32 protein-coding genes and 1 tRNA gene are annotated in these 24,659 nt (G+C 38.7%); 8 read left to right on the top strand and 25 right to left on the bottom strand.

What is annotated here, in order from left to right; all coding sequences use genetic code 11:
- Nucleotides 1–26: 26 nt before the first annotated feature.
- Nucleotides 27–1,877: a sugar phosphorylase gene (locus UMU13_RS05320; RefSeq protein WP_328217623.1), complete on the bottom strand. Its 1,851-nt coding sequence runs from the start codon at nucleotides 1,875–1,877 to the stop codon at nucleotides 27–29.
- Nucleotides 1,878–1,882: 5 nt separating this feature from the next.
- Nucleotides 1,883–2,230: an STAS domain-containing protein gene (locus UMU13_RS05315; protein WP_328217622.1), complete on the bottom strand. Its 348-nt coding sequence runs from the start codon at nucleotides 2,228–2,230 to the stop codon at nucleotides 1,883–1,885.
- A gap of 505 nt (nucleotides 2,231–2,735) precedes the next feature.
- On the opposite strand from UMU13_RS05315, the gene UMU13_RS05310 reads away from it, so the two are divergent.
- A tRNA-Ala gene (locus UMU13_RS05310) sits at nucleotides 2,736–2,808 on the top strand.
- A 54-nt stretch (nucleotides 2,809–2,862) separates the two neighbouring features.
- Here UMU13_RS05310 and UMU13_RS05305 read toward each other — a convergent pair.
- From UMU13_RS05305 to UMU13_RS05270, 8 genes are all read right to left on the bottom strand, one after another.
- Nucleotides 2,863–3,033 (bottom strand): cytochrome oxidase subunit III, encoded by a 171-nt coding sequence (locus UMU13_RS05305; RefSeq protein WP_148255823.1) that lies wholly within the window; start codon nucleotides 3,031–3,033, stop codon nucleotides 2,863–2,865.
- A 61-nt stretch (nucleotides 3,034–3,094) separates the two neighbouring features.
- Entirely contained in the window at nucleotides 3,095–4,519 is a 1,425-nt protein-coding gene (locus tag UMU13_RS05300; protein ID WP_328217620.1) for a nitronate monooxygenase, read from the bottom strand.
- A 171-nt stretch (nucleotides 4,520–4,690) separates the two neighbouring features.
- The gene (locus tag UMU13_RS05295) at nucleotides 4,691–6,079 is read right to left on the bottom strand and encodes a DegQ family serine endoprotease (RefSeq protein ID WP_328217619.1); all 1,389 of its coding nucleotides are present in this window, start codon (nucleotides 6,077–6,079) and stop codon (nucleotides 4,691–4,693) included.
- Nucleotides 6,063–6,791 carry a MucB/RseB C-terminal domain-containing protein gene (locus tag UMU13_RS05290; RefSeq protein WP_328217617.1) on the bottom strand — a complete coding sequence of 243 codons (729 nt, stop codon included), beginning with the start codon at nucleotides 6,789–6,791 and terminating at the stop codon, nucleotides 6,063–6,065. Before UMU13_RS05290 ends, UMU13_RS05295 begins: the two co-directional genes overlap by 17 nt.
- Nucleotides 6,788–7,243, bottom strand: coding sequence for an anti-sigma factor family protein (locus UMU13_RS05285; protein ID WP_328217616.1), 456 nt, complete (start codon nucleotides 7,241–7,243; stop codon nucleotides 6,788–6,790). The genes UMU13_RS05290 and UMU13_RS05285 overlap by 4 nt, the downstream gene beginning before the upstream one ends.
- Nucleotides 7,221–7,811: a sigma-70 family RNA polymerase sigma factor gene (locus tag UMU13_RS05280; protein WP_013886775.1), complete on the bottom strand. Its 591-nt coding sequence runs from the start codon at nucleotides 7,809–7,811 to the stop codon at nucleotides 7,221–7,223. The genes UMU13_RS05285 and UMU13_RS05280 overlap by 23 nt, the downstream gene beginning before the upstream one ends.
- A gap of 72 nt (nucleotides 7,812–7,883) precedes the next feature.
- Nucleotides 7,884–8,123, bottom strand: a complete 240-nt coding sequence (locus UMU13_RS05275; RefSeq protein WP_328217615.1) for a ferritin family protein — start codon at nucleotides 8,121–8,123, stop codon at nucleotides 7,884–7,886.
- 36 nt (nucleotides 8,124–8,159) lie between these two features.
- Complete coding sequence (locus tag UMU13_RS05270) at nucleotides 8,160–8,843, bottom strand: DUF2231 domain-containing protein (protein ID WP_328217614.1); 684 nt, start codon at nucleotides 8,841–8,843, stop codon at nucleotides 8,160–8,162.
- 470 nt (nucleotides 8,844–9,313) lie between these two features.
- Between UMU13_RS05270 and UMU13_RS05265 the strand changes: the two genes are divergently transcribed.
- The 3 genes from UMU13_RS05265 (at nucleotide 9,314) to UMU13_RS05255 (ending at nucleotide 11,477) form a co-directional block, all read left to right on the top strand.
- The gene (locus UMU13_RS05265; protein ID WP_328217613.1) at nucleotides 9,314–9,859 is read left to right on the top strand and encodes a helix-turn-helix domain-containing protein; all 546 of its coding nucleotides are present in this window, start codon (nucleotides 9,314–9,316) and stop codon (nucleotides 9,857–9,859) included.
- A gap of 200 nt (nucleotides 9,860–10,059) precedes the next feature.
- Entirely contained in the window at nucleotides 10,060–10,221 is a 162-nt protein-coding gene (gene rd, locus UMU13_RS05260) for a rubredoxin (protein ID WP_013886778.1), read from the top strand.
- Between the two features lie 53 nt (nucleotides 10,222–10,274).
- Complete coding sequence (locus UMU13_RS05255; RefSeq protein WP_328217612.1) at nucleotides 10,275–11,477, top strand: FprA family A-type flavoprotein; 1,203 nt, start codon at nucleotides 10,275–10,277, stop codon at nucleotides 11,475–11,477.
- A 36-nt stretch (nucleotides 11,478–11,513) separates the two neighbouring features.
- Here UMU13_RS05255 and UMU13_RS05250 read toward each other — a convergent pair whose 3' ends face one another.
- From UMU13_RS05250 to UMU13_RS05190, 13 genes are all read right to left on the bottom strand, one after another.
- Entirely contained in the window at nucleotides 11,514–12,164 is a 651-nt protein-coding gene (locus tag UMU13_RS05250) for a potassium channel family protein (RefSeq protein WP_328217610.1), read from the bottom strand.
- Between the two features lie 3 nt (nucleotides 12,165–12,167).
- On the bottom strand, nucleotides 12,168–13,454 hold the full coding sequence (locus UMU13_RS05245; RefSeq protein WP_328217608.1) for a TrkH family potassium uptake protein: 1,287 nt from the start codon (nucleotides 13,452–13,454) through the stop codon (nucleotides 12,168–12,170).
- Between the two features lie 44 nt (nucleotides 13,455–13,498).
- The gene (locus UMU13_RS05240; RefSeq protein ID WP_328217607.1) at nucleotides 13,499–13,609 is read right to left on the bottom strand and encodes a rubredoxin-like domain-containing protein; all 111 of its coding nucleotides are present in this window, start codon (nucleotides 13,607–13,609) and stop codon (nucleotides 13,499–13,501) included.
- A gap of 9 nt (nucleotides 13,610–13,618) precedes the next feature.
- Nucleotides 13,619–13,840: a NifU family protein gene (locus UMU13_RS05235; protein ID WP_328217606.1), complete on the bottom strand. Its 222-nt coding sequence runs from the start codon at nucleotides 13,838–13,840 to the stop codon at nucleotides 13,619–13,621.
- Nucleotides 13,841–13,846: 6 nt separating this feature from the next.
- A complete protein-coding gene (gene nifU, locus UMU13_RS05230) occupies nucleotides 13,847–14,296 on the bottom strand; it encodes a Fe-S cluster assembly scaffold protein NifU (protein ID WP_013886784.1) in 450 nt (149 codons plus the stop codon).
- Between the two features lie 12 nt (nucleotides 14,297–14,308).
- The gene (locus UMU13_RS05225) at nucleotides 14,309–15,490 is read right to left on the bottom strand and encodes a cysteine desulfurase family protein (RefSeq protein ID WP_328217604.1); all 1,182 of its coding nucleotides are present in this window, start codon (nucleotides 15,488–15,490) and stop codon (nucleotides 14,309–14,311) included.
- A 17-nt stretch (nucleotides 15,491–15,507) separates the two neighbouring features.
- On the bottom strand, nucleotides 15,508–16,290 hold the full coding sequence (locus tag UMU13_RS05220; protein ID WP_328217603.1) for a hypothetical protein: 783 nt from the start codon (nucleotides 16,288–16,290) through the stop codon (nucleotides 15,508–15,510).
- 70 nt (nucleotides 16,291–16,360) lie between these two features.
- Nucleotides 16,361–17,293, bottom strand: coding sequence for a RodZ domain-containing protein (locus UMU13_RS05215; RefSeq protein WP_328217602.1), 933 nt, complete (start codon nucleotides 17,291–17,293; stop codon nucleotides 16,361–16,363).
- Nucleotides 17,286–18,032, bottom strand: a complete 747-nt coding sequence (locus tag UMU13_RS05210; protein WP_328217600.1) for a tetratricopeptide repeat protein — start codon at nucleotides 18,030–18,032, stop codon at nucleotides 17,286–17,288. Before UMU13_RS05210 ends, UMU13_RS05215 begins: the two co-directional genes overlap by 8 nt.
- Complete coding sequence (locus UMU13_RS05205; RefSeq protein ID WP_328217599.1) at nucleotides 18,013–18,789, bottom strand: type III pantothenate kinase; 777 nt, start codon at nucleotides 18,787–18,789, stop codon at nucleotides 18,013–18,015. The genes UMU13_RS05210 and UMU13_RS05205 overlap by 20 nt, the downstream gene beginning before the upstream one ends.
- A complete protein-coding gene (locus UMU13_RS05200) occupies nucleotides 18,773–19,534 on the bottom strand; it encodes a biotin--[acetyl-CoA-carboxylase] ligase (protein ID WP_328217597.1) in 762 nt (253 codons plus the stop codon). Before UMU13_RS05200 ends, UMU13_RS05205 begins: the two co-directional genes overlap by 17 nt.
- Nucleotides 19,527–19,874 (bottom strand): response regulator, encoded by a 348-nt coding sequence (locus UMU13_RS05195; protein WP_328217595.1) that lies wholly within the window; start codon nucleotides 19,872–19,874, stop codon nucleotides 19,527–19,529. Before UMU13_RS05195 ends, UMU13_RS05200 begins: the two co-directional genes overlap by 8 nt.
- A 1-nt stretch (nucleotide 19,875) precedes the next feature.
- Nucleotides 19,876–20,046 carry a hypothetical protein gene (locus UMU13_RS05190; protein ID WP_328217593.1) on the bottom strand — a complete coding sequence of 57 codons (171 nt, stop codon included), beginning with the start codon at nucleotides 20,044–20,046 and terminating at the stop codon, nucleotides 19,876–19,878.
- 103 nt (nucleotides 20,047–20,149) lie between these two features.
- Between UMU13_RS05190 and UMU13_RS05185 the strand changes: the two genes are divergently transcribed.
- The 4 genes from UMU13_RS05185 (at nucleotide 20,150) to ruvA (ending at nucleotide 22,218) form a co-directional block, all read left to right on the top strand.
- The gene (locus tag UMU13_RS05185) at nucleotides 20,150–20,269 is read left to right on the top strand and encodes a desulfoferrodoxin FeS4 iron-binding domain-containing protein (protein ID WP_273265828.1); all 120 of its coding nucleotides are present in this window, start codon (nucleotides 20,150–20,152) and stop codon (nucleotides 20,267–20,269) included.
- Nucleotides 20,270–20,418: 149 nt separating this feature from the next.
- A complete protein-coding gene (locus tag UMU13_RS05180; RefSeq protein WP_328217590.1) occupies nucleotides 20,419–21,162 on the top strand; it encodes a YebC/PmpR family DNA-binding transcriptional regulator in 744 nt (247 codons plus the stop codon).
- A 2-nt stretch (nucleotides 21,163–21,164) separates the two neighbouring features.
- Nucleotides 21,165–21,656, top strand: a complete 492-nt coding sequence (gene ruvC, locus UMU13_RS05175; RefSeq protein ID WP_328217589.1) for a crossover junction endodeoxyribonuclease RuvC — start codon at nucleotides 21,165–21,167, stop codon at nucleotides 21,654–21,656.
- Complete coding sequence (gene ruvA, locus UMU13_RS05170) at nucleotides 21,646–22,218, top strand: Holliday junction branch migration protein RuvA (protein WP_328217588.1); 573 nt, start codon at nucleotides 21,646–21,648, stop codon at nucleotides 22,216–22,218. The genes ruvC and ruvA overlap by 11 nt, the downstream gene beginning before the upstream one ends.
- A gap of 229 nt (nucleotides 22,219–22,447) precedes the next feature.
- Here ruvA and UMU13_RS05165 read toward each other — a convergent pair whose 3' ends face one another.
- On the bottom strand, nucleotides 22,448–23,509 hold the full coding sequence (locus UMU13_RS05165; protein WP_328217587.1) for a glycosyltransferase: 1,062 nt from the start codon (nucleotides 23,507–23,509) through the stop codon (nucleotides 22,448–22,450).
- Nucleotides 23,510–23,517: 8 nt separating this feature from the next.
- Entirely contained in the window at nucleotides 23,518–24,651 is a 1,134-nt protein-coding gene (gene ftsZ / locus UMU13_RS05160) for a cell division protein FtsZ (protein WP_328217585.1), read from the bottom strand.
- Nucleotides 24,652–24,659 lie beyond the last annotated feature (8 nt).

Here is a 24,659-nt window from a genome sequence, read left to right as displayed (position 1 = left end):
CCAAATTAAATAAAAAAACCCGCTGATTAGGCGGGTTTTTTTGATGATTTTATTAACATTATGCCGTAACCGTCGATTTCGACTTTACTGTTTTTTCCCAAATCTATATTTCTTTTACTCACAAGTTCATAAAATAATTTTGTTTTACCGGTAAGCTCATCCGGTATTTCAAAAGGTACCCTCTCCCGTGTAACATTTATTATGCATAATACAAATTCGTCACTTTCATCCAGTTTTCTTACAAAAGCAAATAACTTCTCCGAAATTTCATAAACATACTGACGGGCATTTGGTTGAAAAAGAACTTCGTTCTTTCTTATGTTTATAAGTTCATTTAAGTTATCAACAATTTGGGCGGAAATGGAATTTTTGTCTTCAAGCTTTTTCTTCAAAGTTTGTCCATCAATCACTTCCCTGTTGATACTTCTGGTATTTTTCTCTTTAAGAACAGCTTCAGCATCATTCTTGGATCCAATCAGACCGTGAAAATAAATACCCGGAACTCCCAAGAAAAAGAGGGCTATGGCCCTGGATGCAATATATCTTTTTACACGGACTGCTTGGTCTTCAACAGTCTCGTCATCACTGCCGTTTATTGCACTATACCATGTTATATTAAGCTCGTAAGGGCTTTCACTCCCGTCTGAATCCGTTCTGTAGGAGATATAGCCGCCGCGCTCAACAGTCTTATATACCAAAAAATCTATATCATCATTATCAAGTATCCCTTTTACAGGTAACAACCCTATCCCGTCATGGGAATCAAGGAAGTTAAAGTAAGTCGCCTGTTCGGAAATCCTTTTTATAGTTTTTGCCCACTTTGTAAGTTTATTTGTTTTGCCGGTAACAAACGAATGATAAACCAGAGGCGGCAAAGCAAAATTATATACCATCTGTGCCTCATCATAACCGTTGCCGAAATACTGAATGTTCTGTTCGTGAGGAACATTGGTCTCAGTTATTAAGGCAACATAGGGGGCCACGGCATCCAGTATAACCCTGAAGAGCTTGATAATAGCATGGGTCTGCTTCAGGTGAACACAGTCCGTACCCAGTTCTTCCCAGAGATAGGTTACAGCGTCCAGCCTTATCATATCGGCACCTCTCCTGACATATGTCAGGAAAATATCAATCATCTTAATCAAAACTTTGGGATTGTGAAAATTTAAATCAACCTGGTCCGGACTGAATGTCGTCCAAACAAGTTTGGGGCCTTCAATAGTCTGAAATTCCGTAAACAAAGAAGACGTTCTCGGTCTGACAATAAGTTTTAGGTGGTCCTCGGAAACCATTTCGCTTGTGGATAAAACAATAAAAAAGTTTTTAAAATCCGGATTGCCGTTTAAAAACTCCTGAAACCATTTACTCTTAGCTGAAATATGGTTAAAAACACCGTCAAACATAAGCTTAAAATCTTTGCCTATATCCTCTATATCAGACCATGTACCGAGATTATGATCAACTTCCTCGAAATCCTTTACCGAAAACCCCCTGTCTGAAGAATATGGGAAAAAGGGTAAAATATGAATTGTATTAAATGAATTGCTGAAATAATCGCGGCAAAAATCAGCCAGAACCTTCAATGGCTTTTTTGAATTATTCTGGATGATATCTCCGTAGGTTATCAAAATAACATCTTCCTGACCAAACATCTCGGATTTATCAAAAGACTTTTCCCATTCTATCAAATCATCACACTTATAGGCATAATATACCTTCATTATCCTTTCCAGTTCAGGATATATGCGCCTGCTAACTTCCGATCCGTACAGAAGGGTAAGGATGTTAATAATTTTACGCTTGATATCTATGGGAACTTCGAAAAGGGGTCTGCTGTAATCAGGTTCCAGATTGTGTTGATTAACAGGTTTCTTCATTAAAACTAACCTGATTCAAAACTGTTTACCGCTTCTTCAAGATCATGGTAATAATTCAATACTTTGTCAAGGTGTGTAATTTGTAATATTTCAAACACCCGCTTTCCGGGAGAAGCAAGTTTTATATCTCCACCGTTAGCTTTGCAGACGGATATTTTTGAAACAAGTGCACCAAGTCCGCTGGAATCGATAAAGTTTGTTTTTGAAAGATCAATAACTATATTATAGATTGACTCATTTACAACTGCATTGATTTTTTCTTTAAGCTCATTAGAACATCCGGCATCAAGGCGCTCCGGAATCTCAATTACGGCAACTGTTCCATCCAATGCATAGCTAACATCAAAAGCCATTGGCTCCTCCTGATTTACAGCGTAATTATCATATAACGCTCACTTGTCTATTTTTAATCTCAAACCTTAGTTTTTACAAGAAAAAAAATAAACAATAAAAATTGGCAAGCTCTTAAAATTTACACATTGAGAACTTTGAATAAGTACCCCACCCAACCTCCCCTAAATTAGGGGAGGAGCTTTATCTCCCCTCCTATCAAAGAGTTAGGAGGGGATTAAGGGGTGGTAAAATTTATAATAATACATTATTCAAAATTCACACATTTATTATTTTGACAATATTTTAGTCGTGATACATGTAGAGGGGGGTATTTAGAGGTCGCTGGAAGTATTTGAGGTACTTGAGGTAGTTTGGGTAATTGAAGTTGTTAAAACTTAGTACTTAACAATTAGCGCTTAGCACTAATAAAATGTCATAGCTCTAAAAAAATGGGAGGGCGCCAAGAATAAAAGTTGTTGATAAAATCTGAAAATTATTGTAAAAGTGTTTTTCGTAATTTTCAAAGGGGCCATAGCTCAGCTGGGAGAGCGCATGAATGGCATTCATGAGGTCGGGGGTTCGATCCCCCCTGGCTCCATTCAATTCTCAATAAAAACATCAAAATAATTAATAGTAAAATGAAATTTACAGATTATCTCCGTCTCAAAAGCAGAGGAAGTAGAAAAATAATACAGGCAAAAAGAAAAGACACACCGCCCCAGAAGGCAAAGGGATCGTCATTCTCAATACTGGACAAAATAAAAAATACCGCTGAAATAATAAAAACAAACCAGCCGATTATATATATCCTTTCGTTACTCATCTTCACCTGTAATAAAAATATTTCCGGAAATTATTTTTCTGATTATAAAAAATATTTACAATCATCTTGAAAATGCCATCAAACGATTGATAACATTCTCTGCATAATAATATTCCATCTCAGGCGAAGTCAGAAAATCAGCTATACGGTTAAAACAGTCACCGACTGTCACCAACTGCTTCTCCACATAACCGCTTTCATAACCCATAGCCAGTCCGATATTGGCCAAAAGTGCATTGCACAGACACTTACTGTTTTTTGCCCTTTCCGGATCGCCGCCTTTTGCCGTAAAAGCTTCCACAGGTTCTGCCGGACAACGATATCCGATAGAGCCGTCTTCCTTTTTAAAAAGCTGACGAAGATACCCGAGATTACACCTACGGGGTCTTTTTATATATTCTGCAAACTCCGACAGCGTCCCTTTGAGCTCCAATACTTTAAAAGGGAAACCTGTGGGCGAGGCTTCAGGATCGGTAAAAACTTTTCCTTTCATCTTCTTGGCCAAATCAATCGCCTTTCTCTTTATCTCTTCAGTAAACCCTGATTCCCTGCAGAAAGCAAAAGGTGTACCCACCTGCACTCCGGCTGCACCCAAATCCAAAGCATTCTTAACCTGTTCCGGTGTGCCATATCCGCCTGCCAGCCAGAATGGGAGCCCCAGAGATTTAAGCTTATCTGTATCGACATAATCCTTAGGTCCGTAAACCGGTTCACCCTGCTCATTAAATGATCCCCTAAGTCTGGGGGGGGCGTTGTGCCCGCCGGCACTCGGATATTCCACAACAAATCCGTCCACTCTGCCGGTAGCCTTTTTAGCCATTGTCATCGCCAATGTATTGGAAGAAACAATAGCAAGAAAATAAGGTCTTTTAACGGAAACTTCGGAAACATTTACAAAATCGGATGGATCAAGCTCCATTTTATAGTCATCATCAGGGGCCGCACCTTCGACATTTAAACGAAGATATGCCTTACTGTGTTCTGCCAGACTGTCAATAACTCCGGGAATCTCCCTCGGTATCCCGGCACCAACTATCACATAATCCACGCCGGCAAGCATAGCTCCGTAAAGGACATAAAGATTCGGCATCCGGATTTTTTCCAGCACATTGATCCCCACAATACCGTCATGTCCCTCTTTTGCCAGGTAAACCTCCACATAACTGGAAAGTATTGACATTGCTTTCAGTTCCCAGCTGGCATCGATGGTATACATAGGAATATATTTATATCTATCATCTTTTATTCCGCCTTCCACAAAATATTTATCCATAACATATTTTACAATATCCTGATTGGGAAAGGACTTAATAGCTCTGCGGATGTCGCCCCCCGGATCTCCATTCTGAAGGCGCCTTGTAAAAATTGCATCCTGAGCTGTACAGGAAACCACTCCCAAATATCCCAGCTTTGAAACAGCTTTTGCAAGTCTCCAATTGGACACACCTGCGCCCATACCGCCTTGTATAATTATTGGATGTATCATAATTGCTCCTTGAAATTTATCTATATAAAAATAATCATGTTTTTCAATATAGTCAACCTACGATTCCTTAATAAATAAAAATCCGTGTCAACAACAAATGACTTAAGCTTCAGAAAACAAGAAATGGAAAGATATAAAAAAAGGGGCTGAATCAGCCCCTTTCCTGTAAATTTATTGATTATTTTTTGTTGGTTTGTCTTTATCAAAAGCAATAAATCTGCTTCCTCTTTCGGAAATCACCTTGAAGGCTACAGTTTCACCCGGCTTTATGTTGTTGTATACATCATAAAACTCATCTGCATTTTCAACTTGTTTTCTGTTGACCCAGACAATAACATTACCGGGTCTTAAACCTGCTTCAAAAGCATTGCTCATTCTGTCAACTTCTACAACTTTTACACCGCCGGAAATCCCCAGTTTATCCGCTGCATCTTTGTTAAGAGTGGAAACAGTTATATTTGAATCCGTAGATGTTTTATCTTTAGAGACTATACTTTGAGTCTCCCTTTCTCCAAGCTTAACTTCAATATTTATTGTTTTACCGTTTCTGAAAATCTTTAGATTTACTACCTCTCCCGGGGATTTATTACCGATATAATTCACCAGTTCTTTACTGTCTTCTATCTTATCCCCGTCGGCAGCCAAAATAATATCACCGGCCTTTACACCCGCTTTGCCGGCAGGATCACCTTCTATAACATCGGCAACAAGAGCCCCTGTAGTATTCTCCAGACCGAATGTTTTCGCCAGCTTCTCATTCATAGGCTGTAGGGACACACCGAGCCAGCCGCGTCTCACTTCACCCTTTTTCAGCTCAGGCAATAACTCTTTAAGCATATTTACAGGAATGGCAAATCCAAGCCCCTGACCGGAGGGAATTATTGCAGTATTAATCCCCACAACTTCACCATCCATATTGACAAGCGGACCGCCGCTGTTTCCCGGGTTAATCGAAGCGTCCGTCTGCATAAAATTGTCATACGGACCTTCACCCAGGACACGCCCCTTTGCACTCACTATACCTGCTGTAACGGTGGATTCAAGACCGAAAGGATTGCCAACTGCCACAACCCAGTCGCCCACATCGGCTTTCTCAGAGTCACCAAGAGTCAGAGGATGTAATGTCTCACCCTCAGGATTAATTTTCAACAGTGCCAAATCTGTCAGGGGATCAGTACCTACAACTTCTGCACTGAATTCTTTCCCGTCGGGAAGCTTTACAATAATTTCGTCGGCATTTTCCACCACATGATTATTGGTGACAATCAAACCTTCTTTATCGATTACAAATCCTGAACCGAGAGACTTGGAACGGAAAGGTCTTCTGTGTTCAGGAATATCGGGCATTTTATCACCAAAGAATTTCTTGAAAAATTCATCGTTGAAAAAATCTGACATACCTTTTTGTTCAACAATCTTAGTAGTGCTTATATTTACAACCCCTTTTTTCACCTTCCCGGCAACTTCCGAAAAGGAATCCGGGGCACCGAACGCATGCAGCATGGATATACTGGAAAACAAAAATACCCATACCATCAAAATCTTACTCATTGCTTTCATGTTTTTCCTCCTTATTATTAATATATGTAATCACATCATTCATTATTTTAAAGGGTACGTAACCTACAACTGTATAAGTATCCCCACCCTGGCTTTTTCTATAAACATAATTGCCCATTATCACTTTTTTACTGATTTTCTTTACTTCAACATTTTTATCAACAAATACGGAAAATTTGTTCAATCCGTCGCTAAAAATCAAATGTTTTGTATTTTTATCAATTCTCTTGCAACCGTAAAGTTCAAACCCTCTGAAATTAAGTGGTTTGTCACAACCAGCGCCTTTATGCAAAACAGCCGGAGGCCCGGGTTCTACTTGGGGCAGCTCATCAACATAACCATAAGAAAGCATCAGTTTATTATTCAAATTATAAACCTCTTTTCTGACAACAATGTTGTCATATGTTACCCAGATTACATGTTTAAACCGATCAGAAAAAGTGGGTGTGAGTTCATAAAGAAGTAGTTTTTTATGAAAAAGTGATACCCCGCGTTTTATACTGACCTGATAATAATTTTTATCCACTAAGGAAATATCAAAATAGTTTTCCCTGATTTTCTGGATAATAAAGTGGGTATGGATTTCAGTATTTTTAAGGCTCTTCAGGATAAAGGATGAGTATGATGAGTTATCAACGGCAATCTTGAAAAAAAAACCTGCATAGGCAGAAGAACAAACAAAAAGTAAAAACGCTAAAACAAAATATTTCATTTGTGAAAATTTACTGAGGTAAGTTCAAATGATCTCTGTTGCTCGGGTGAGGATTTATCCATATGCTCATACACAAACTTTTCCAGGTTGTCAGAGTTATCATTTTTTGCAAAATAATCTGTCCTGGAAAGAGCAGAAAGAGTTACTATAGATGAAAAAACTATTACAACTGCTGCACCGGCCACCATCCTGGATCTTTGAACTGCTTTAAACGGACTTTTCTTTTTATTATTTTTGTTTTCTATTTTAGCCATTATGCTGCGGGAAAAGTCCACATTATACGTACCGCTGTAACTGTCTTTTATATAGGATTTAAGCATCGATTCATTTTTAAGGGCAGTTTTACATGAAGGGCATGTGCCGATATGCTCAAACAGCTCATTTTCATGCACACTGCTCAATTCATCATCGACATAAAGTGATATAAGTTTACGATACTTTTGACATTTCATTAACAAACCCTTGTTTTATAAGTCTTTGTTTAATATACTGTCTTGCATTGAAAAGTCTTGATCTCACTGTTCCCACAGGAATCTCCAGTATTTCAGCTATTTCCTCATAGCTCATATCCTCCACTTCCCTGAGAATGATAACAACCCTTAATTTTGCAGGCAGCGCATCCACAAAATTTCTGACATACTTTTTCAGCTCATCATTCAGCAAATCCTCTTCAGGCGTTGCTCCGTCGGTTATTCTGTCAAAAAAATCATCGCCTTTGTCTTCATCATCGCTGTTTTTGGAAAAAACATCCACCATACGTTTATTTTTTTCAAAAGTAAGAAACGCACAGTTAATAGCAATCCTTTTCAACCACGGGTAAAATTGGTTTTTATTTCTTAACGTGTCGAGTTTTTCAAAAGATTTCATAAATGCTTCCTGCACAATATCCTGGGCAAGATCCGCATCCTTAACAATGTTTATTACTGTAGCGTACAGTTTCCGCTGGTACTTTATAATCATCATTTCAAAAGAATTGGTATCACCAGCTAAAACCTTGTCTATCATCTGAGAATCATTCATTATTTCCTCCGGCCACAATGCTTTGACAGTTCTATTTTAGTTAAGTTCATATATATTTTGCAATAGTAAATATTATTCCTCATTTCTTAAATCATTTAACTGATTTTTCAATTCATTCAGTATTCTCCTCAATTCGGCTTCATGTCCTTTTTCCTGAGCAGCAAGATTTTCAAAAAGCTCTTTTGCCGCTTCATCTGTAGCCTTCTCAGCAGCCGACTTGTAAAACCTCATAGCCTCAATTTCCTTGGGTATACGGAACAATACAACTTCTATCATTTCTTCCAGAGATTTCTTTTTCTGCTTCTTATCCATTGGTTTCCCCCGAATATTTGCTTAATAAAACTGATTTTAACTGGGCCATGTTATCTTACCCCCGTTATAAGCTACAAAAGAAAGTGTAGGTATGCATAAAAAGTAACCGCCGATGTATATAACTTTTATTATATAGTTCATTGAATATGGAGGCAGATAATATGACCTGATGATAACCAGTGTTAAGGATATCACGATTAAAATTGATGAAAAGACAATTTTATTTTTGAAAACATTTGTCATTGTCATTTCATAGTTCAGCCACCAGCTGATAAACCCTGTAATAACAGCTGGAAAAATAGAAACAGTCCCAACAATTAAAGCATAGTAAGATGCATTTTCAAAGCTTACGTTACCGGTAAAAAGGTACAAAAGAAGCATAAAAGCACCGAAATATAATATACCCATAGGAAAATGGATAAATATTGGGTGAGGATGCAATTTACTGTAAAGTCTTCTGTATTTAAGCTTCTTATCTTCCTTTTGTTTGTCCTCTTCAAGATTTCCTACAAACCTGATGTTATCCCTTTCCAGTAAATTTTCTCCATGTGGGGCCATGGAAATAAAATCGGTCATATCCTCCCCGGCTTTGTGCCTGTTCATATGGACGCCGTCTTTCCATAATTTACTTTCGGTTACATCGTAGATTTTATTGTCAAATATAATATAAGCAGGCTTACCGTTTTTGCCGTTAAACTCCTTAACCTCACTGCGCTTCACTGTAACCCTCCCGGCGGTAGTAAAAAATCATTTTATCATAACAGAAACCGAAGCAAACTAAAATAGTTTTTTATATGCGACCCGAGAGCTTTGAATAATTCAGGAAGCGCGGCTTCAGCGGTGCAAAGTTTATTTCGAAACCCTGTATTATCAAGCATGCGGGACTAAAGTAATGTATTCCACTAACATCGGTCGAAGACCGATAAATTTGTGATACACAATATATATACCAACCTCCGGCTGGTGCTACCCAATTCCTAAAACTGAGAAAAACACATTATTCAAAGCTCTTGACCTGTATGACAAATATTTGCACGAATAACTTAATGCTTTCTCTTTAATTTAATTATCAGAAAGTTCACAATAAGAAACACTCAAAGGGATAAAACAAACAAGATACTTAATCTTGCAATTCAAGTTGTCAATCCTTTTAGCTTGACATTTGTTTGTTTGTTTAATAAATTGAACTTATGACAATCGGTAAAAAGATACTAGGCCTGAGACAAAGCAAAAAATTGACACTAAGGCAGCTAAGCAAACTGTCCGGCTGTTCACTGGGATTTCTCTCTCAAATTGAACGTGACCTCGTGTCCCCCACAATTTCTTCACTGAAGAAAATTGCAGACGCTTTGGAGGTCAACATGATGTATTTCTTTGACGATCCCCACTCCAATCAGAAAGTTGTCGTAAGAAGGAATGAGCGCAACAAAATGGTTAACCCTAAATCAAAGGTCACTTATGAGCTGCTGCGTCCGCAATTCTCCGAAACGGAACTGGAAGCACTGTATATGTATCTAAAACCGGGTGCTTTCAGCGGCAAGGAGAGCCATTCCCATATAGGTGAAGAGTTTGTAATTGTTTTGAAAGGGCAGTTGGAGGTTTCAGTTGAGAACGAAAGCTTTCTTTTGGATGAAGGTGACTCGGCTTTATATAAATCCAATCATCCGCACAGCTGGAAAAATCCTTCTGATGAAGTCACGGAAGTTCTCTGGATAAATCACCCCCCCACATTTTAAAAGTGTTTATTACGATAAATTTGTTGTCTCCATACTAACTCAAAAAATTAAACAATCATTCTTTAGAAATAATAAGAACTGCCAACTATACAGATTTTTGAAAATTAATTACTCAAGTTTGCTTAACAAAAGAGCTTTATAAAATAGAAGTTGACTGCAAATTGTTTTTATAATAAAAATAATAAGCTAAGGAGGTGGCTATGAAATACATATGCACAATATGTGGTTATATTTACGACCCAGCAGAAGGTGATCCGGACAGCGGGGTGGAGCCGGGCACAAAATGGGAAGATGTACCCGAAGATTGGGTATGCCCTGAATGCGGAGCTCCAAAAAGCAGTTTCGAGCCTTATGAAGACTAAGTACTAAGTTAAGATAAGCCACCAGAAGGTGGCTTTTTTTATAGGAGGACAAAATGAAAGCGGTAAAGATAAAAGACAATATACATTGGGTCGGAGTATACGATCCCGACCTGGAAGTTTTTGACATTGTAATACCAACAAAACACGGAACAACGTACAACAGTTACCTTATTGAAGGTACAAAAAGTAAAGCTCTCGTGGAAGCCAACAAATTTGTTTTCACAGATGATTATCTCAACACAATAAGAGAGATTACCCCCATTGAAAAAATAGACTATATAATACTCAACCATAATGAGCCGGATCATTCGGGAGCCTTACCGGAGCTTCTGAAAATAAACCCCGACATGCAGGTTATTTACTCAAAGACTGCAAAAACTTTTGTCGAAAATATAGTAAATACTGAGTTTGACGGACGCTCAGTAACAGACGGAGATTCAATAGATCTTGGCGGCAAGACATTGAAATTTTTTCATACTCCCTTTCTGCACTGGCCTGACACGATGTTTACATATTTAGAGGAAGACAATATACTTTTCCCTTGTGATTTTTTAGGCGCACACTACTGCCCTGATAATATATTTAACGACCAATTAAAAAACAAAGAAGAAGCGAAAGGAGCATTTGAATTTTACTATAACTCAATAATGCGCCCCTATAAAGAACACATATTGAGGGCATTGAAAAAGATTGAACCGTTAAAAATTGACATTGTCTGCCCTTCTCACGGTCCGATTTTAAGGGAGAATCTTGATTACTACCTGAGTTTTTACAAAGAAAAAGCCGAAAGATATTACAGGAATAACCCGGAAAAACAGATTACCATGGTATATGCTTCCGCGTATGGAAATACCAAACTCATGGCTGATAAAATAAAAGCCGGTGTGGAAGAATCAGGGGTAAAAGTTAAAATGTTTGATGCTGCCGGTGACGATATCAATAATATTATTGATGAAATTGAAATTTCTCACGGTCTGCTTGTGGGCACTGCAACGATAAATGCCAAAGCGCCCAAACCTATCTTTAACCTATTTGCACAATTGGTTGCACTGAATGTTTCGGGCAGAAATGCAGGTGCTTTCGGCTCATTTGGCTGGAGTGGCGAAGGTGTCAAAATGAGTGAGGATATTTTAAAAACAATGCGGATGAAACTACCACAGCCTTCGCTAAAATTTAAAATGACACCGAGCAAAGATGAGCTTCAGGAAGCATACAACTGGGGCAACAGCTTTGGTCTCTCTGTTATGGAAGGATAAACGGACTGAAGGGGCTTAGTTCCCCTTCTCCTCTTTCTAAAAGATTTTGTATATATCCTCCTCATTGCCTGCTACATACAGCTCGTCATCTTCCTGAAATTTTATATCCGGATCGGTAATTAATTTTATTGGATTATCTTTACGTTTGAAAAGTATAGCGTTTATATTGTATTTTTCACGCAGCTTAAGATCTTTCAGAGTTTTTCCGGCAAATTTTTTGCCCAGTTTCACATTAACCAGCTTTACTTCACTGTCCACATCAATTATTTTTAATATATCAGGTCTGCTGATTCGGTGTGCCAGACGTTCAGCCATCTCTCTTTCCGCCAGCACAACTTCATCTGCTCCGATTTTCAGGAGAATTTCCTCATGTATTTTCCTGTTAGCTTTAGCGATAATTCTTTCAACTCCAAGTTTTTTAAGATTGGTAACGCATAAGATCAGCTGTTCAAGGTTGTCACTCATACCCACGATAACCGTCTTAAAATCCTGTATTTTTAATTCCTCTAATGCATCATAGTCCGAAGCATCGGCGACAACAGCTTCCGTAACCTTCTCTTTTATCTGCTCAACAAGTTTACGGTTTCTGTCCACAGCCAGAATGTTATTGCCAAGTTCAAACAGTTCTACTGCAAGTCTGTAACCGAAAATACCCAAACCGATTACTGCATAATTTTTTTCACTCATATATCACCCCAGTATTATTTTTTCTTCCGGGTAAGTCAGTTTCGAAGTTTTTTCTTTCAGTAAAAGCATAGTTATCAATGTAGCAGGCCCGATTCTGCCCAGAAACATACAGGCCGTTATAATTAATTTGCCGAAAATACCTAATTCGCCGGTGATACCTAAGCTAAGCCCCACCGTTCCTAATGCGGACGTAACTTCAAAAAGGGTATCCATAAAGGTGAAGTCCCCGAAATAAAGGAGTAAAAGCGTTGCTATTACAAGAAAAAATATGTACATGGATATAAGTGCATATGCTTTAAGTATATTAATCAAAGCTATGTTTCTGTTGAATATCACAACTCTTTTGTTGCCCCTCAGTATACTATACATTGAAACAACAGCTATATAAAAAGCCGTAGTTTTTATACCGCCACCGGTTGACCCCGGAGATGCTCCGATAATCATAAATACAATCATCAAAAACTGCGTAACAACATGAAGACTGCCTATTTCTACTGTATTAAAACCGGCGGTTCTCGTTGTAATGGCTTGAAAAAAACTGTCAATAACACTCAACGTGCCTTTTTCGAGCATAAAAATCAGTAAAGTCCCTGAGATAATCAACGCAAATGTAGTGTAAATAACAATTTTAGTGTGCACTTTTATTCTCTCATTGGAAAAAAGCGTCATAAAAATATTATAGATCACATAAAAACCTAACCCACCAAAAACAATAAGAAACATCGTTGTTATCTTTACAATACTGTTACTGCCGACAAGGCTGCTGTCAAATGTGGAAAAACCTGCATTACAAAACGCCGAAACAGCATGAAACAAGCCGTAATAAGCTGCATCTTTCAAAGCAAAGCCGTCCAGAAAAAAACCGTAACTCAGAACCAAAAAACCCACAAACTCCATTACAAATGTATAAATAACAACAATAATTAGTACTTTTTCAGCTTCCTGTATGCTTTTACTGTCAGTTATTTTGGCAACCATAAATTTTCTGGAAAAATCGAGCTCACCGCGCAAAAAAAGCAGCAACGACGAAGTCAATGTCATGATTCCTATTGCTCCCACCTGCATCATAAGCATAATAAAAAATTGTCCCCAGAAATTAAAACCAGACGTGTCCACCACAATAAGGCCTGTAACACAGACAGCTGAAGTGGCAGTAAACAATGCATCGATATAAGAAAGACCTTCGGTATGCTTTACAAAAGGCATTTTTAAAAGGAATGTACCCGCTATGATAAAAAGCGCAAATGTAATAAAAAGGTACATCCAGGGATTTATTTTAAAATTAAACATAATCAAATAAAAAAGAGAGACTTAAAAAGTCTCTCTATAATAAGTTATTTCACTTCTTCAAATTTTTCTTTAGACGCGTTACATACAGGACATTTTTCAGGCGGTTCTTCGCCTTCATAAATGTAGCCGCATACAGTACATTTCCATTTATTCATATTCTCTCCTTATAGAGCAACGACTTCCTTCACCTCAGGAATAGCTTCTTTAAGCCGCATTTCTATTCCGTGTTTCAAAGTCATAGTGCTGAAAGGACAGCTGCCACAGGCTCCTGTCAACTGCACCTTTACCACACCTTCATCACTAACGTCAATAAGCTCTACATCGCCACCGTCTGCCTGAAGAGACGGTCTCACCTTTTGGAGCACTTCTTCAACTCTTTCTTTCATAATATCTTAAACCTCCTGATTTGTCTCTTTATTTTTAATTTTTTCTTTTATTTCGTCAACAATTTTCGGATCTTTACCCACTCTCTCATAATAATCTTTAAGAGCAGCTTCAATAGCTTCCTCAGCCATTACAGAACAGTGGATTTTTGCCGGCGGCAGACCTTCAAGAGCCTCAACAATAGCATTATTGGTAAGCTCAAGAATTTCTTCCACTGTTTTCCCTTTCAGGAGCTCCGTTGCCATAGAACTCGAAGCAATCGCTGCACCACAGCCGAATGTTTTAAATTTCACATCCTCAACAACTCCATCGTCATTGATTTTGAGAAAAAGTTTCATAACATCCCCGCAAGCAGGGTTACCTACTTCACCCACTCCGCTGGCGTCCTCGATTTCACCCATATTCCTGGGATTCATAAAATGTTCCATTACTTTTTCACTGTATGGTCCTTTTGCCATAATTTCCTCCTGCTATTTGTTATAATATGGTGACATTTCACAGAGTTTATTAACAATCTCCGGTGTTATCTCCAGAACTCTGTCCACCTCATCCTCAGTATTGTACTTTGACATGGAAAATGTAAGTGAACCGGCACAAATATCATTGGGAACACCTACTGCCGTCAGCACATGAGAGGCTTCCAGCTCATCCTCGTCCTCAGCCTGGATATTTGAGGAACATGCCGAACCGCTTGCCCCGTATACATCTTTTAGCGAATACCATAAAAGGAGTGATTCGCCTTCTATATATTCAATCCAAAAACTGACATGACCGGGTAACCTATCGTTCTTGTCTCCAGTAAAGTGTATGAAGTCGAACATTTCGTCAAGGCCATTCCACAACTTTTCCTGCAATTTTTTCATCCTGGGTACATATTCGCCCATTTCTTCCTTTGCAATGCGTGCTGCTTCGCCCAGACCTACAATGGCCGGTACATTTTCAGAGCCGCTGCGGATACCTTTTTCCTGAAACCCGCCGTCAAAAAGAGGGTTTATCTTCACTCCGTTTCTAACAAAAAGTGCTGCAGATCCTTTGGGACCGTAAAAATTCTGGCCTGCAAGACTCAGCAGATCACATCCGAATTCATTTACATCAATCTCTGCATGACCCACTCCTGCAACAGCATCGGTATGAAAAAGAACCTCATTTTTCCTGCAAATCTCACCTACTTTTCTTAAATCCTGAACAGTTCCAATCTCAGGGTTAGTATGCATAACCGATACAAGTGCAGTTTCGGGGGTTACAGCTTTCTCCAGAGCATTCATATCTATCTTTCCATTTTCATCAACTTTTACTTTTGTAATATCATAGCCCTCGTTCATTAATTTTATGCATACATTCTGTACGGAAAAATGTTCTATTTCACTTATAACTATATGTTTTTTTTCTTTTATTCTATCAGTACCCAAAACACCTTTTAAAGCAAGATTATTCGACTCAGTGCCGCAGGATGTAAAAATAATCTCATCATTCTCAGCACCTATAAGATCAGCCACATATCCCCTTGCCTCATCAATTGCCTCAAAAGCTTCCCTGCCCAGAGGATAAAAATGTGCACTGGGATTTCCGTATTTTTCCGTATAAAAAGGGATCATCTTATCAATAACTCGTTTATCAGGTTTCGTTCCGGCAACATTATCCATATAGACCATAAATCGCTCTCCTTACATCACAGTTTTTTTAGCTCATCTAATATCTGCTTTGTATAAATATGCAGATAGTCACCATAAACGGTTACCATACCGTTATTCTCTTTTCTGAAAACCAACCCTTCATTGGCTATAATATCTGCCAGGTTCCCCGTTTTCCCGTACAAATCTTCGCCTGCAACATTTTCTGTATTGCCACAAATGTCCAATATAAGTCCTGTTGAAACAGGTAGCAACCTAAAAATAAAATTTTTTCTTACTTCATCCTTTATATTTGTCAAATATTTATCAAAAAGGGTGTTGCCTTCTGTTGCAACATTGAAACCCAGATTAAAATCAATAACCTTACTGTTATAGTCTGAGAAAGCCAAAAGGTGTCTTGTCTGGTTTATCAAATCATCAACACCGTCTTTGCCGAAAACAGCAGCAGGCAGACTGCATACGCCCTTAATTTCATCAATGTCATCACACACAGAGTTAAGAATATACTCCACCGGATTTAGAACTTTACAGATATCAACATCCTCAGAATAGTATCCTGCTGCATCAATAACGCTGCCGTCAAAATCACCGGCATTGCCGGCCAGACTGTCACCGCCTGGCAGAACCAGGAGAACATCTTCATCGCCAAACTGACTTAATTCTTCCATTTGAGCTGAAGGAACTTCCGACTGCAAAACAGGCATTTTCTCTTTTTCTGCATAAACATTAATGCTAACCTCAGGCATCTGTCCCTCTATTGCAGTAATAACTTCATTTAACAGTAAAGATTCCCCTGCAAAAATGCCCACTTCCATTCGCATAATAACACCTTTTTTGTCTTTTTAAAGAAGATACACATGATTTAATAAAATGCAATAGGTATTCTGAAAATTAATTTTCTATTTTTGAATATTTTAACGTGCCGTTATCCATTGTAAATCTGAGATTCTTTACCGGTTCCCGCCACCCTCCGAGATTTCTGTAAATATCGCCGTTATGTGAAATGGTTATTGCTGCGGCGTTTCCAATATCTATAATAAAAAAATCACTGAAGCTTATGGTTTTGGTCAAACCACCTTCAGCTATAAAATCCAACTGTTTTTCATTATCTATATTCACATGAACCCAACAAGTATCTGAAAAATCCAGCGATACATTATATTTCTTTTCAACAACTTTTTTCTCTTTATTTAATTCCTGCGTTATCTCATAAGGAGTGATTTCATTATCCTTAGCTTTCCCGTCACTTTCAGTTGCATTTTCTGTAATTGATGACTGGTTGTCTGTTTTCGGCGTTTGTTCCTTTTCACCCGCAATTTTTTCCGAAGAAATATTGTCATCCGGAAAGGCTTTGCTTTCATTTAAGTCAGTGTTATTTTCCGAAGCCCTGTTATCCGTAACAAGCCCTGCATTGCCCTCTGTCAGTCTTATTTCCTTATGTGTGGAATCAGAGGGTACAAATATGTATGCAAGAATTCCCCCAATAATAAGCAGGAGAAAAACAGCGGCAAATACTGGAAATTTTCTTTTCGAATCAGCAGAAGAATAATCCTCCTCCGATTCCTGAGCCTCCTGAACCTGAAAATCTTCCTTTTTGCATTCCGATTCAAAAAGACTTTTAACATCATCGTATGTGTATCCGAGATATTCCGCATATTTTTTCACAAAACCGTAGCAATGTACATATGAAGGGAGACTGTCAAAATCACCGCTTTCAATAGCTTCAATTGCCGCCTTACTTATCAACGTTGCTTTTGATACATCCTTTATACTCTTATCCTGCTCTTTTCTTTTCTCACTGAGAAAATGACCTAAATCACTCATAATAAAGCCCCATTTTTTTCAGATAAGAAGCGGCTGTTTTTGCTTCCTCACTGTCAGGCTGCAGTTCTATAATTTCTTCCATAACTTTTGCAGACTGTTCATATTTGTTCTGATTGTAATAATACTTGCCCAACTCAAGATTTGCTGGAAGAAAAACAGGGTTTCTCTTTAACGCCTTTTTCAAAATATCTATCGCCTTATCATGCTCTTCCCAGCTTTTATAAATTCTGTACATATACATATATGGAGACATGAACCGGGGGTTGGTTTCCACTGCCCTCTTAAAATACTCCAGTGCTCTGTCGTAACGCCCTTTTCCATAAAGGGAATACCCCATGTTGTAATAAATCATTCCATGATTTGGATATCCGGGATCTTCGAGCACAATTTTCCATTGTTTTACAGCCTTTTCAACATTTCCAAGAGAAGCCAATGTGGAAGCATATGCATTATGGTAGTCGGAGTTGGAAGGGTCCAGTTCAATAGCCCTCTCTAAATATTTCTGTGCTTTCAGCAACTTGTTATGCTTCAGGTAAAAAGTGGCAATTGCATAGTGTGTTTTGGCATCGTTTGGTTTATATTTCAGTGCCTTTTCAAACTCTCTGATTGCCATATAATCCTTATCTGTATTCAGATAAGCAAGCCCCATTTTGTAATGCGACTGAAAAGCATTATCATTTTTTGCCGCACAGCCCAGTATAACGAAAATCAATAATAAACTAAGCGCTATTCTTTTCATAAATTAACCTCAGCCCGTATAGTGTAAGATTGGGTTCATATTCTTGTATATATTTTGATTCATCAATATAAATGCTTCCTAAACCTCCCGTAGCCACAGCCTTTACTGAACTGCCTTCAAACTGCTCTTGAATAATTTTTTCTATTATGCCGTCTATCATTGAGAGGTAACCGAAATACACTCCGGATTTCATCGATGAAGTTGTACTGTTTCCCACAACTTTCCGGCATTTTTCTATTTCAATCTCCGGCAACTTCGCCGTCTTTGAATGCAATGCATTTACAGAAAGTTTTATACCGGGGCTGATAACCCCTCCGATATATTCACCCTTTCTGTTCACAACATCAAAAGTTGTGGCCGTTCCAAAATCAACAACGATACAAGGCGCCTTATAATATTTAATCGCAGCAGCCGCATTCACAATTCTGTCAGCACCAATTTCCTTGGGGTTTTCAAATTTAACAGGTACCCCCGTTTTTATACCGGGGCCGATAACTATGGGTTCAATATCAAAATATTTGCGGGCAAGTTTAGTAAAAGTGTAAACAAGCGGCGGCACAACACTGGAAATAACCATTCCGCTCAGCTGATCAAAGTCTATTCCCCTGTTTTTAAGAAGAAGCATAATAGTGGCAGCATACTCATCGGTTGTTCTCATGGAATCGGTTGTTAACCTGCAATTTCCTGCAAGATTGCCCTGCTTATCAAAAATCCCGAATACTATGTTGGTGTTGCCAATATCAACGGCAAAAATCATAGCCTATGTCACCAGAGTAAATTTTTGTCAGTTTACCTGATTTTTCTGCAACAATCAAGGCACCATTTGAATCGATACCTTTTTCAAGAACTTCCGTCTTTTTATTATCGATATGAATATTGACAGGTAAGTTCAGATGAGCTGAATAATCGTACCATAATTTTTCAATATTTATTTCATCATTCATAAACCTGCTGAAGTAATCCTCGAATGTGTTCATGAATAAAGCCATAATTTTTTCCAGTTCGGCATCCTTTCCCGTTTCGTCCTTTATTGAGGAAGCCGTAGGGATAATCTTGTTTACCTTTTCTGCATTTACATTAACCCCGATGCCCAGAACAATTTTTGCAAGTTTATTCCCGTTAAATTTCGTATCAATTAAAATACCGGCAATCTTTTTACCCGCATATACAATATCATTAGGCCATTTTAAGTAGCATTTAAAATAAGTTCTTAAAACATCGCACATGGCAAAACCGGCTAAAATATTGAGTGGAAGTATACGGTCACCCTCGATTTTCGGCAGAATTAAAGTAAAATATAAGTTTCCCCCTTCAAAATCAGCCCATCTACGCCCGCTTCTGCCCCTGCCTGATGTTTGCCTTGACGCAGTTATTGCAGAAAATACAGGGCACTTATGTTCAAGTGCATAGGTATTAGTGGACTGCAGCGAATCAAACACCTGCAGATTTCTGCCGAAATTTTTTGTTTTCAGGAATAAATTGTACTTATCTCTGTCAAACATTGAGTGTTGTTTCAACTAATTTCAAAAGATTTCCGGTATCGGGAGATTTGGTAAGCATTTCAACACTTTCATAATCACCAACATTGAAAGCACCGGGATTTGCGGTATATATGATAATAGGTACTTTGCTCGTTTTTCTGATTCTCTCCAGGAATTGCACACCGTCAAGCTTAGGCATGCGCAAATCCAGTATAACGAGATCAACATCCTCTTCGCTAAAACTTATCAGAGCTTCTTCACCGTTTACGGCTGTAATAACATTGTAATTCAGATCACAGAATTCATCCCGCATCAGCAGTCTTATATTGTCGTCATCGTCAACAATCAGTAGAGTTTTCAACTTATTCCTCCTGCAAAGCAGAATATATTTCTTTTTTCACAAAAATTGCAACCAATTTTTTACCCAACATCCCCTTTTCTGCCTTGACGTTTAAAATCCGCAATGTTTTATTCCAGGATACAGCTCTTTTATACGGTCTGTTTTGTGCAGTCAAGGAATCATAATATATCAATGAATCTTTCCACCATAATTAAAATTCATTTGCAATACATTTTACTTGCATATAAAATTATAACATAATTCCTTAAAAAGGGAAAAAAATATAGGAGGTTATTATGGCTACTGAAGTGGGAGAAGTTTATTACTGTGAAATATGTGGTAACAAAGTTGAAGTTTTGGAGAATGGAGCCGGTGACCTTGTTTGTTGCGGAGAAGAAATGGTGTTAGTGGATTAATCCATGCATTATCGGCGGCACAGTTTCTTAAAGTGCCGCTGCTTTTTCTATCATTTCAATACTTTTACAACATAATACAAACATATCTTGAATTTTGAGCTAAATTTTCTTATAAGCATACATTCAGTTCATATCAACGGAGGAAAAAATTGGCAGGACACAGTAAATGGGCAAACATAAAACACCGTAAAGCGGCTCAGGATGCAAAAAAAGGGAAGGTTTTCACAAAAGTCGCTAAAGAGATAACCGTGGCAGCTAAGCTTGGCGGCGGTGATCCTGAAATGAACCCGCGTCTGAGAATGGCACTGGACAAGGCAAAAGCAGTTAATTTACCTAAGGATAATGTGGACAGAGCTATAAAAAAAGGAACGGGAGAAGGTAACGAAGCAAACTTTGAGGACGTTATGTATGAAGGCTACGGTCCGGAAGGTGTGGCAATACTTGTCCAGGCACTTACGGACAATAAAAACAGAACCGTTTCTGAAGTACGCAGCACAATGGCTAAGAAAAACGGCAATATGGGTGAAGCAGGATGTGTTTCCTGGATTTTTGAGAAAAAAGGTGTAATAAGCATCCCCCTTAACAACGTCGGAGAGGACCAGATAATGTCATTGGCTATTGATGCAGGTGCCGAAGATGTGGAAACGGGTGATGACTCATACGAAATAATTTGTGACCCCGCAGACTACGAAGACGTAAAAAAGACAATTGAGTCGGAAAACATTTCATACGAATATGCCGAAGTAACCATGAGACCGAAAACAACTATAGAAGTAAAAGGGGATAATGCCAAAAAAGTCATTAACCTTATTGAAGCACTGGAAGATTTAGATGACGTTCAGGAAGTTTATGCAAATTTTGACATAGATGACAGTGAATTAGAGGACGAATAACGTTGATTATCTTTGGAATAGATCCCGGCCTCAACAATACTGGTATAGGCATTCTGGACGTTTATGAGAAAAAAATATCTTATAACTCTCACTATGTAATAAAGACCAATGCCAAAAATTCTCTGCCTGAGCGCCTTAAAACAATTTGCTCCTCACTGCAGAACCTTTACACTGAATATAAACCTGAGTATGCTGCTGTGGAAGATATTTTCTATTCGGTAAATGTAAAAAGTGCAATTCTATTGGGACAGACACGAGGAGCCATAATTGCCACCTTGTTGGGATGCAACGTTGAAATGTTTGAATTCACCGCATTGCAGATAAAAAAATCTGTTGTGGGATACGGCAAAGCCGATAAACATCAGGTAAAAAAACTGGTGGAACTTCACTTGGGTAAAACATTTGACAAAAAGATCCCTCTTGATGCAACGGATGCTTTAGCCTGCGGGATTTGCCTCGGACTGAGTTTAACAGGAAAATACAATGTTTTATAGTATTTCCGGAACCTTAGTACATAAAGAACCCGGTAAGGTTGTATTGGAAACCGGCGGCATTGCTTATGAAATTCTGATTGCACTGAATACTTTCTCCGCTCTTCCTGAATCCGGATTCTCTGTAAAGCTTTATACCCATCTTATTATCAGAGAAGACGGTATGTATTTATACGGTTTTCTGGATGAGCAGGAAAAACGGATTTTTTTGCTGTTGAACACAGTATCCAAAGTGGGTCCCAAGCTTTCGCTGGCTGTGTTATCCGGGATATCAACACAAAAACTTAAAGATGCCATTTTGAGCAATGATTATCCACTCATTGCCACAATTCCGGGAATAGGCAAGAAGACTGCCGAAAGAATTGTACTGGAGTTAAGGGATAAGTTTGATGAGGTATTTGAACCGGTGGAGCAGAAAGCCTCTGCAGCCGAGGATGTTTTGAGTGCTCTGGCAAATCTCGGGTACAAGAGACAGGACTGTAAAAATATTGTGACAAAACTTTCAGGCGATTACGACGATTTTGAAACCCTTCTTAAAGAATCACTGAAAAAACTTTCCAAATAACCACAACCCGGCAGGCTCTCTCACACTCCCACTCACTCCCACATTGAGAGCTTTGAATAATCCCATATTTGTCACCCTGAACTTGTTTAATGTGTTCCACATATTTACCAACCTGTTAGGTTGGTGCCACAGGGTCTCATAAACTCTTGATAATACAAGATGCTGAAATAAATTCAGCATGACGTTTTTGTATAATTCAAAGCTCCCACATTCATATGCACTTTCACAGTCAAACATTATTGTTAACAGCTTTCATATAATCTTCGTAAAATTTTTTTTCACTAAATAAAAATGTTTTATCAGAATGATGCATAATTTTATCCGCCAGTCCATCAATATCGTTTTTGGAATATATATTTTCTTCAGGAATTATTTCAGGTAAAACCCCGACATCTGAAGCAACAACAGGGATACCTTCGGCCATAATTTCAAAAGCCACACGGCAAACGGCTTCTGAACCGGTGGAAGCAACCACCCCGAGATCCAATGCACTCAGACAGTCAGCAATGTCTTCCCTGTATCCTGTTATTACTGATATTTTTTCGATTCCGTTTTCCTTTAAAAGGTTCTTTATATCCTCATTTGACAGATTAGTTTCATAACCAATCAAAACAAGACGTATATTCTCCATCCCCTTGGCATAATAAAGCTTGCCTACAGCCTTTATCAGATTCTCATGACCCTTAACATAATCAAACCTGCCCACAATCCCCACAACATAATCCTTTTCGCCAAAACCCATTTCTTCTCTTACCCTCGCTCTTCCTTTTTCACTATAAATAAATTTTTTATCATCAACCCCTCCGTAGACAACACTGATTTTTGACGGGCTGACTCCAAGATTTTCCACATATTTGTTTTTTATAATTTCCGCAGATGTAATAATTCTGTCGCAAACAGAGTGAACAAAATAATTAAAAAATCCCTTTTTGGGCTCGCGGGTATCGCCCCTTGTACGAATAAGTTTAAAAGATTTTTTGCCGAGAACTTTCTTAAAGGCAAAATACCAGAAAAACTCCCCGCGGTGACAGTTCACAACGTCAGGATTAAAACGTTTTAAAAGCTTATTCACTTCGCAGATATTACGAAAAACTTTCAGTGGATTATTCGAATTCAGATCCAGTCCGACAGTTTCAAGAGAATACTGCCCGGCTTTATCCATCGGGGGTGTGCCTGGTAAACCGAGGACAATGACATCATGTCCATAACCTTTCAAAATTCTTGAAAGATTTACGGCATACCAGGCAGTAGCATTGTACCATCTGACATTCACAACATGCAAAAATCTCATTCTGCCGCTTAATCAGCCTGCTTCCTCAGATAAGTGGGAATCTCAAATTCCTCCTCATCAAAATCGTCCAGCGTCTTTAACCCTCTGTCCATTTTCTTTATATTGTTGACCTTTTTAATGATTGATGAACTCTCAGGCGTGGATTTTTTCACATATTCATCCAGATTAACAGTTTTTGTACTTTCCTTAACCTTGCCTATACCGGTTGCAACAATAGTAACTTTGATTTTACCTTCCATATTCTCATCAATAACCACACCTTTGTAAATTGCAGCATCTTCACCGGCATTTTCATAGATAAGCTGAGCTATATTCTGGATTTCAAACATGGTCAAATCGCTTCCACCCGTAATATTAATCAGAATGCCCTGGGAACCTCTTATATCGGCATCTGCAAGCAGAGGACTCATCAGTGCACGTTTGGCAGCTTCTTCATCCCTGCTCTCTCCTGATGCTTCACCTATGCCCATAAGTGCCATTCCCCGGGAGCTCATAATTGCTTTAACATCGGCAAAATCCACATTGATATATCCATCGCTGTTAATTGTATCCGAGATACCCTGCACACCCTGTCTTAGTACATCATCGGCAATTCTGAAAGCTTCCTGAAACGAAGTGGTTTTGTCGATAATATCCAGAAGCCTGTCATTGGGAACCACGATAAATGTATCCACATGCTCCTTCAGGAACTTCATCCCCTGGTCTGCAAATTCATTCCTCCGTTTTCCTTCCCAGTAAAACGGCTTAGAAACAACGGCAACAGTTAGCGCCCCCAGGTCTTTTGCAATACTTGCAATAACAGGAGCTGAACCGGTGCCAGTACCACCGCCCATTCCGGCAGTAATAAAGACAAGATCTGAGCCCCTGAGTGCATCTTCAATAGCTTCGGCATCCTCAACAGCGGCCTTTCTTCCCACTTCGGGATTTCCGCCCGCTCCCAGCCCTTTGGTCAGCTGTGTTCCCAGCTGAATTTTAAGCGGTGCCCTGTTTTTAGACAAAGCCTGAGCATCGGTATTAGCAGAAATAAAATCCACACCATCAATACCGGCTTTAATCATGTTGGTGATGGCATTTCCGCCGGCTCCACCAACGCCGATTACCTTAATAACTGCACCTTGTGCAATTTCCTGAAATTCAAACATAATATTCA

The sequence above is a fragment of the Flexistipes sp. genome (genome assembly GCF_036172515.1).
Classification (GTDB): Bacteria; Chrysiogenota; Deferribacteres; order Deferribacterales; family Flexistipitaceae; genus Flexistipes.
The sequence above is the reverse complement of the archived record's forward strand: the minus strand, read 5'-3'. Positions and strand labels throughout refer to the sequence as shown.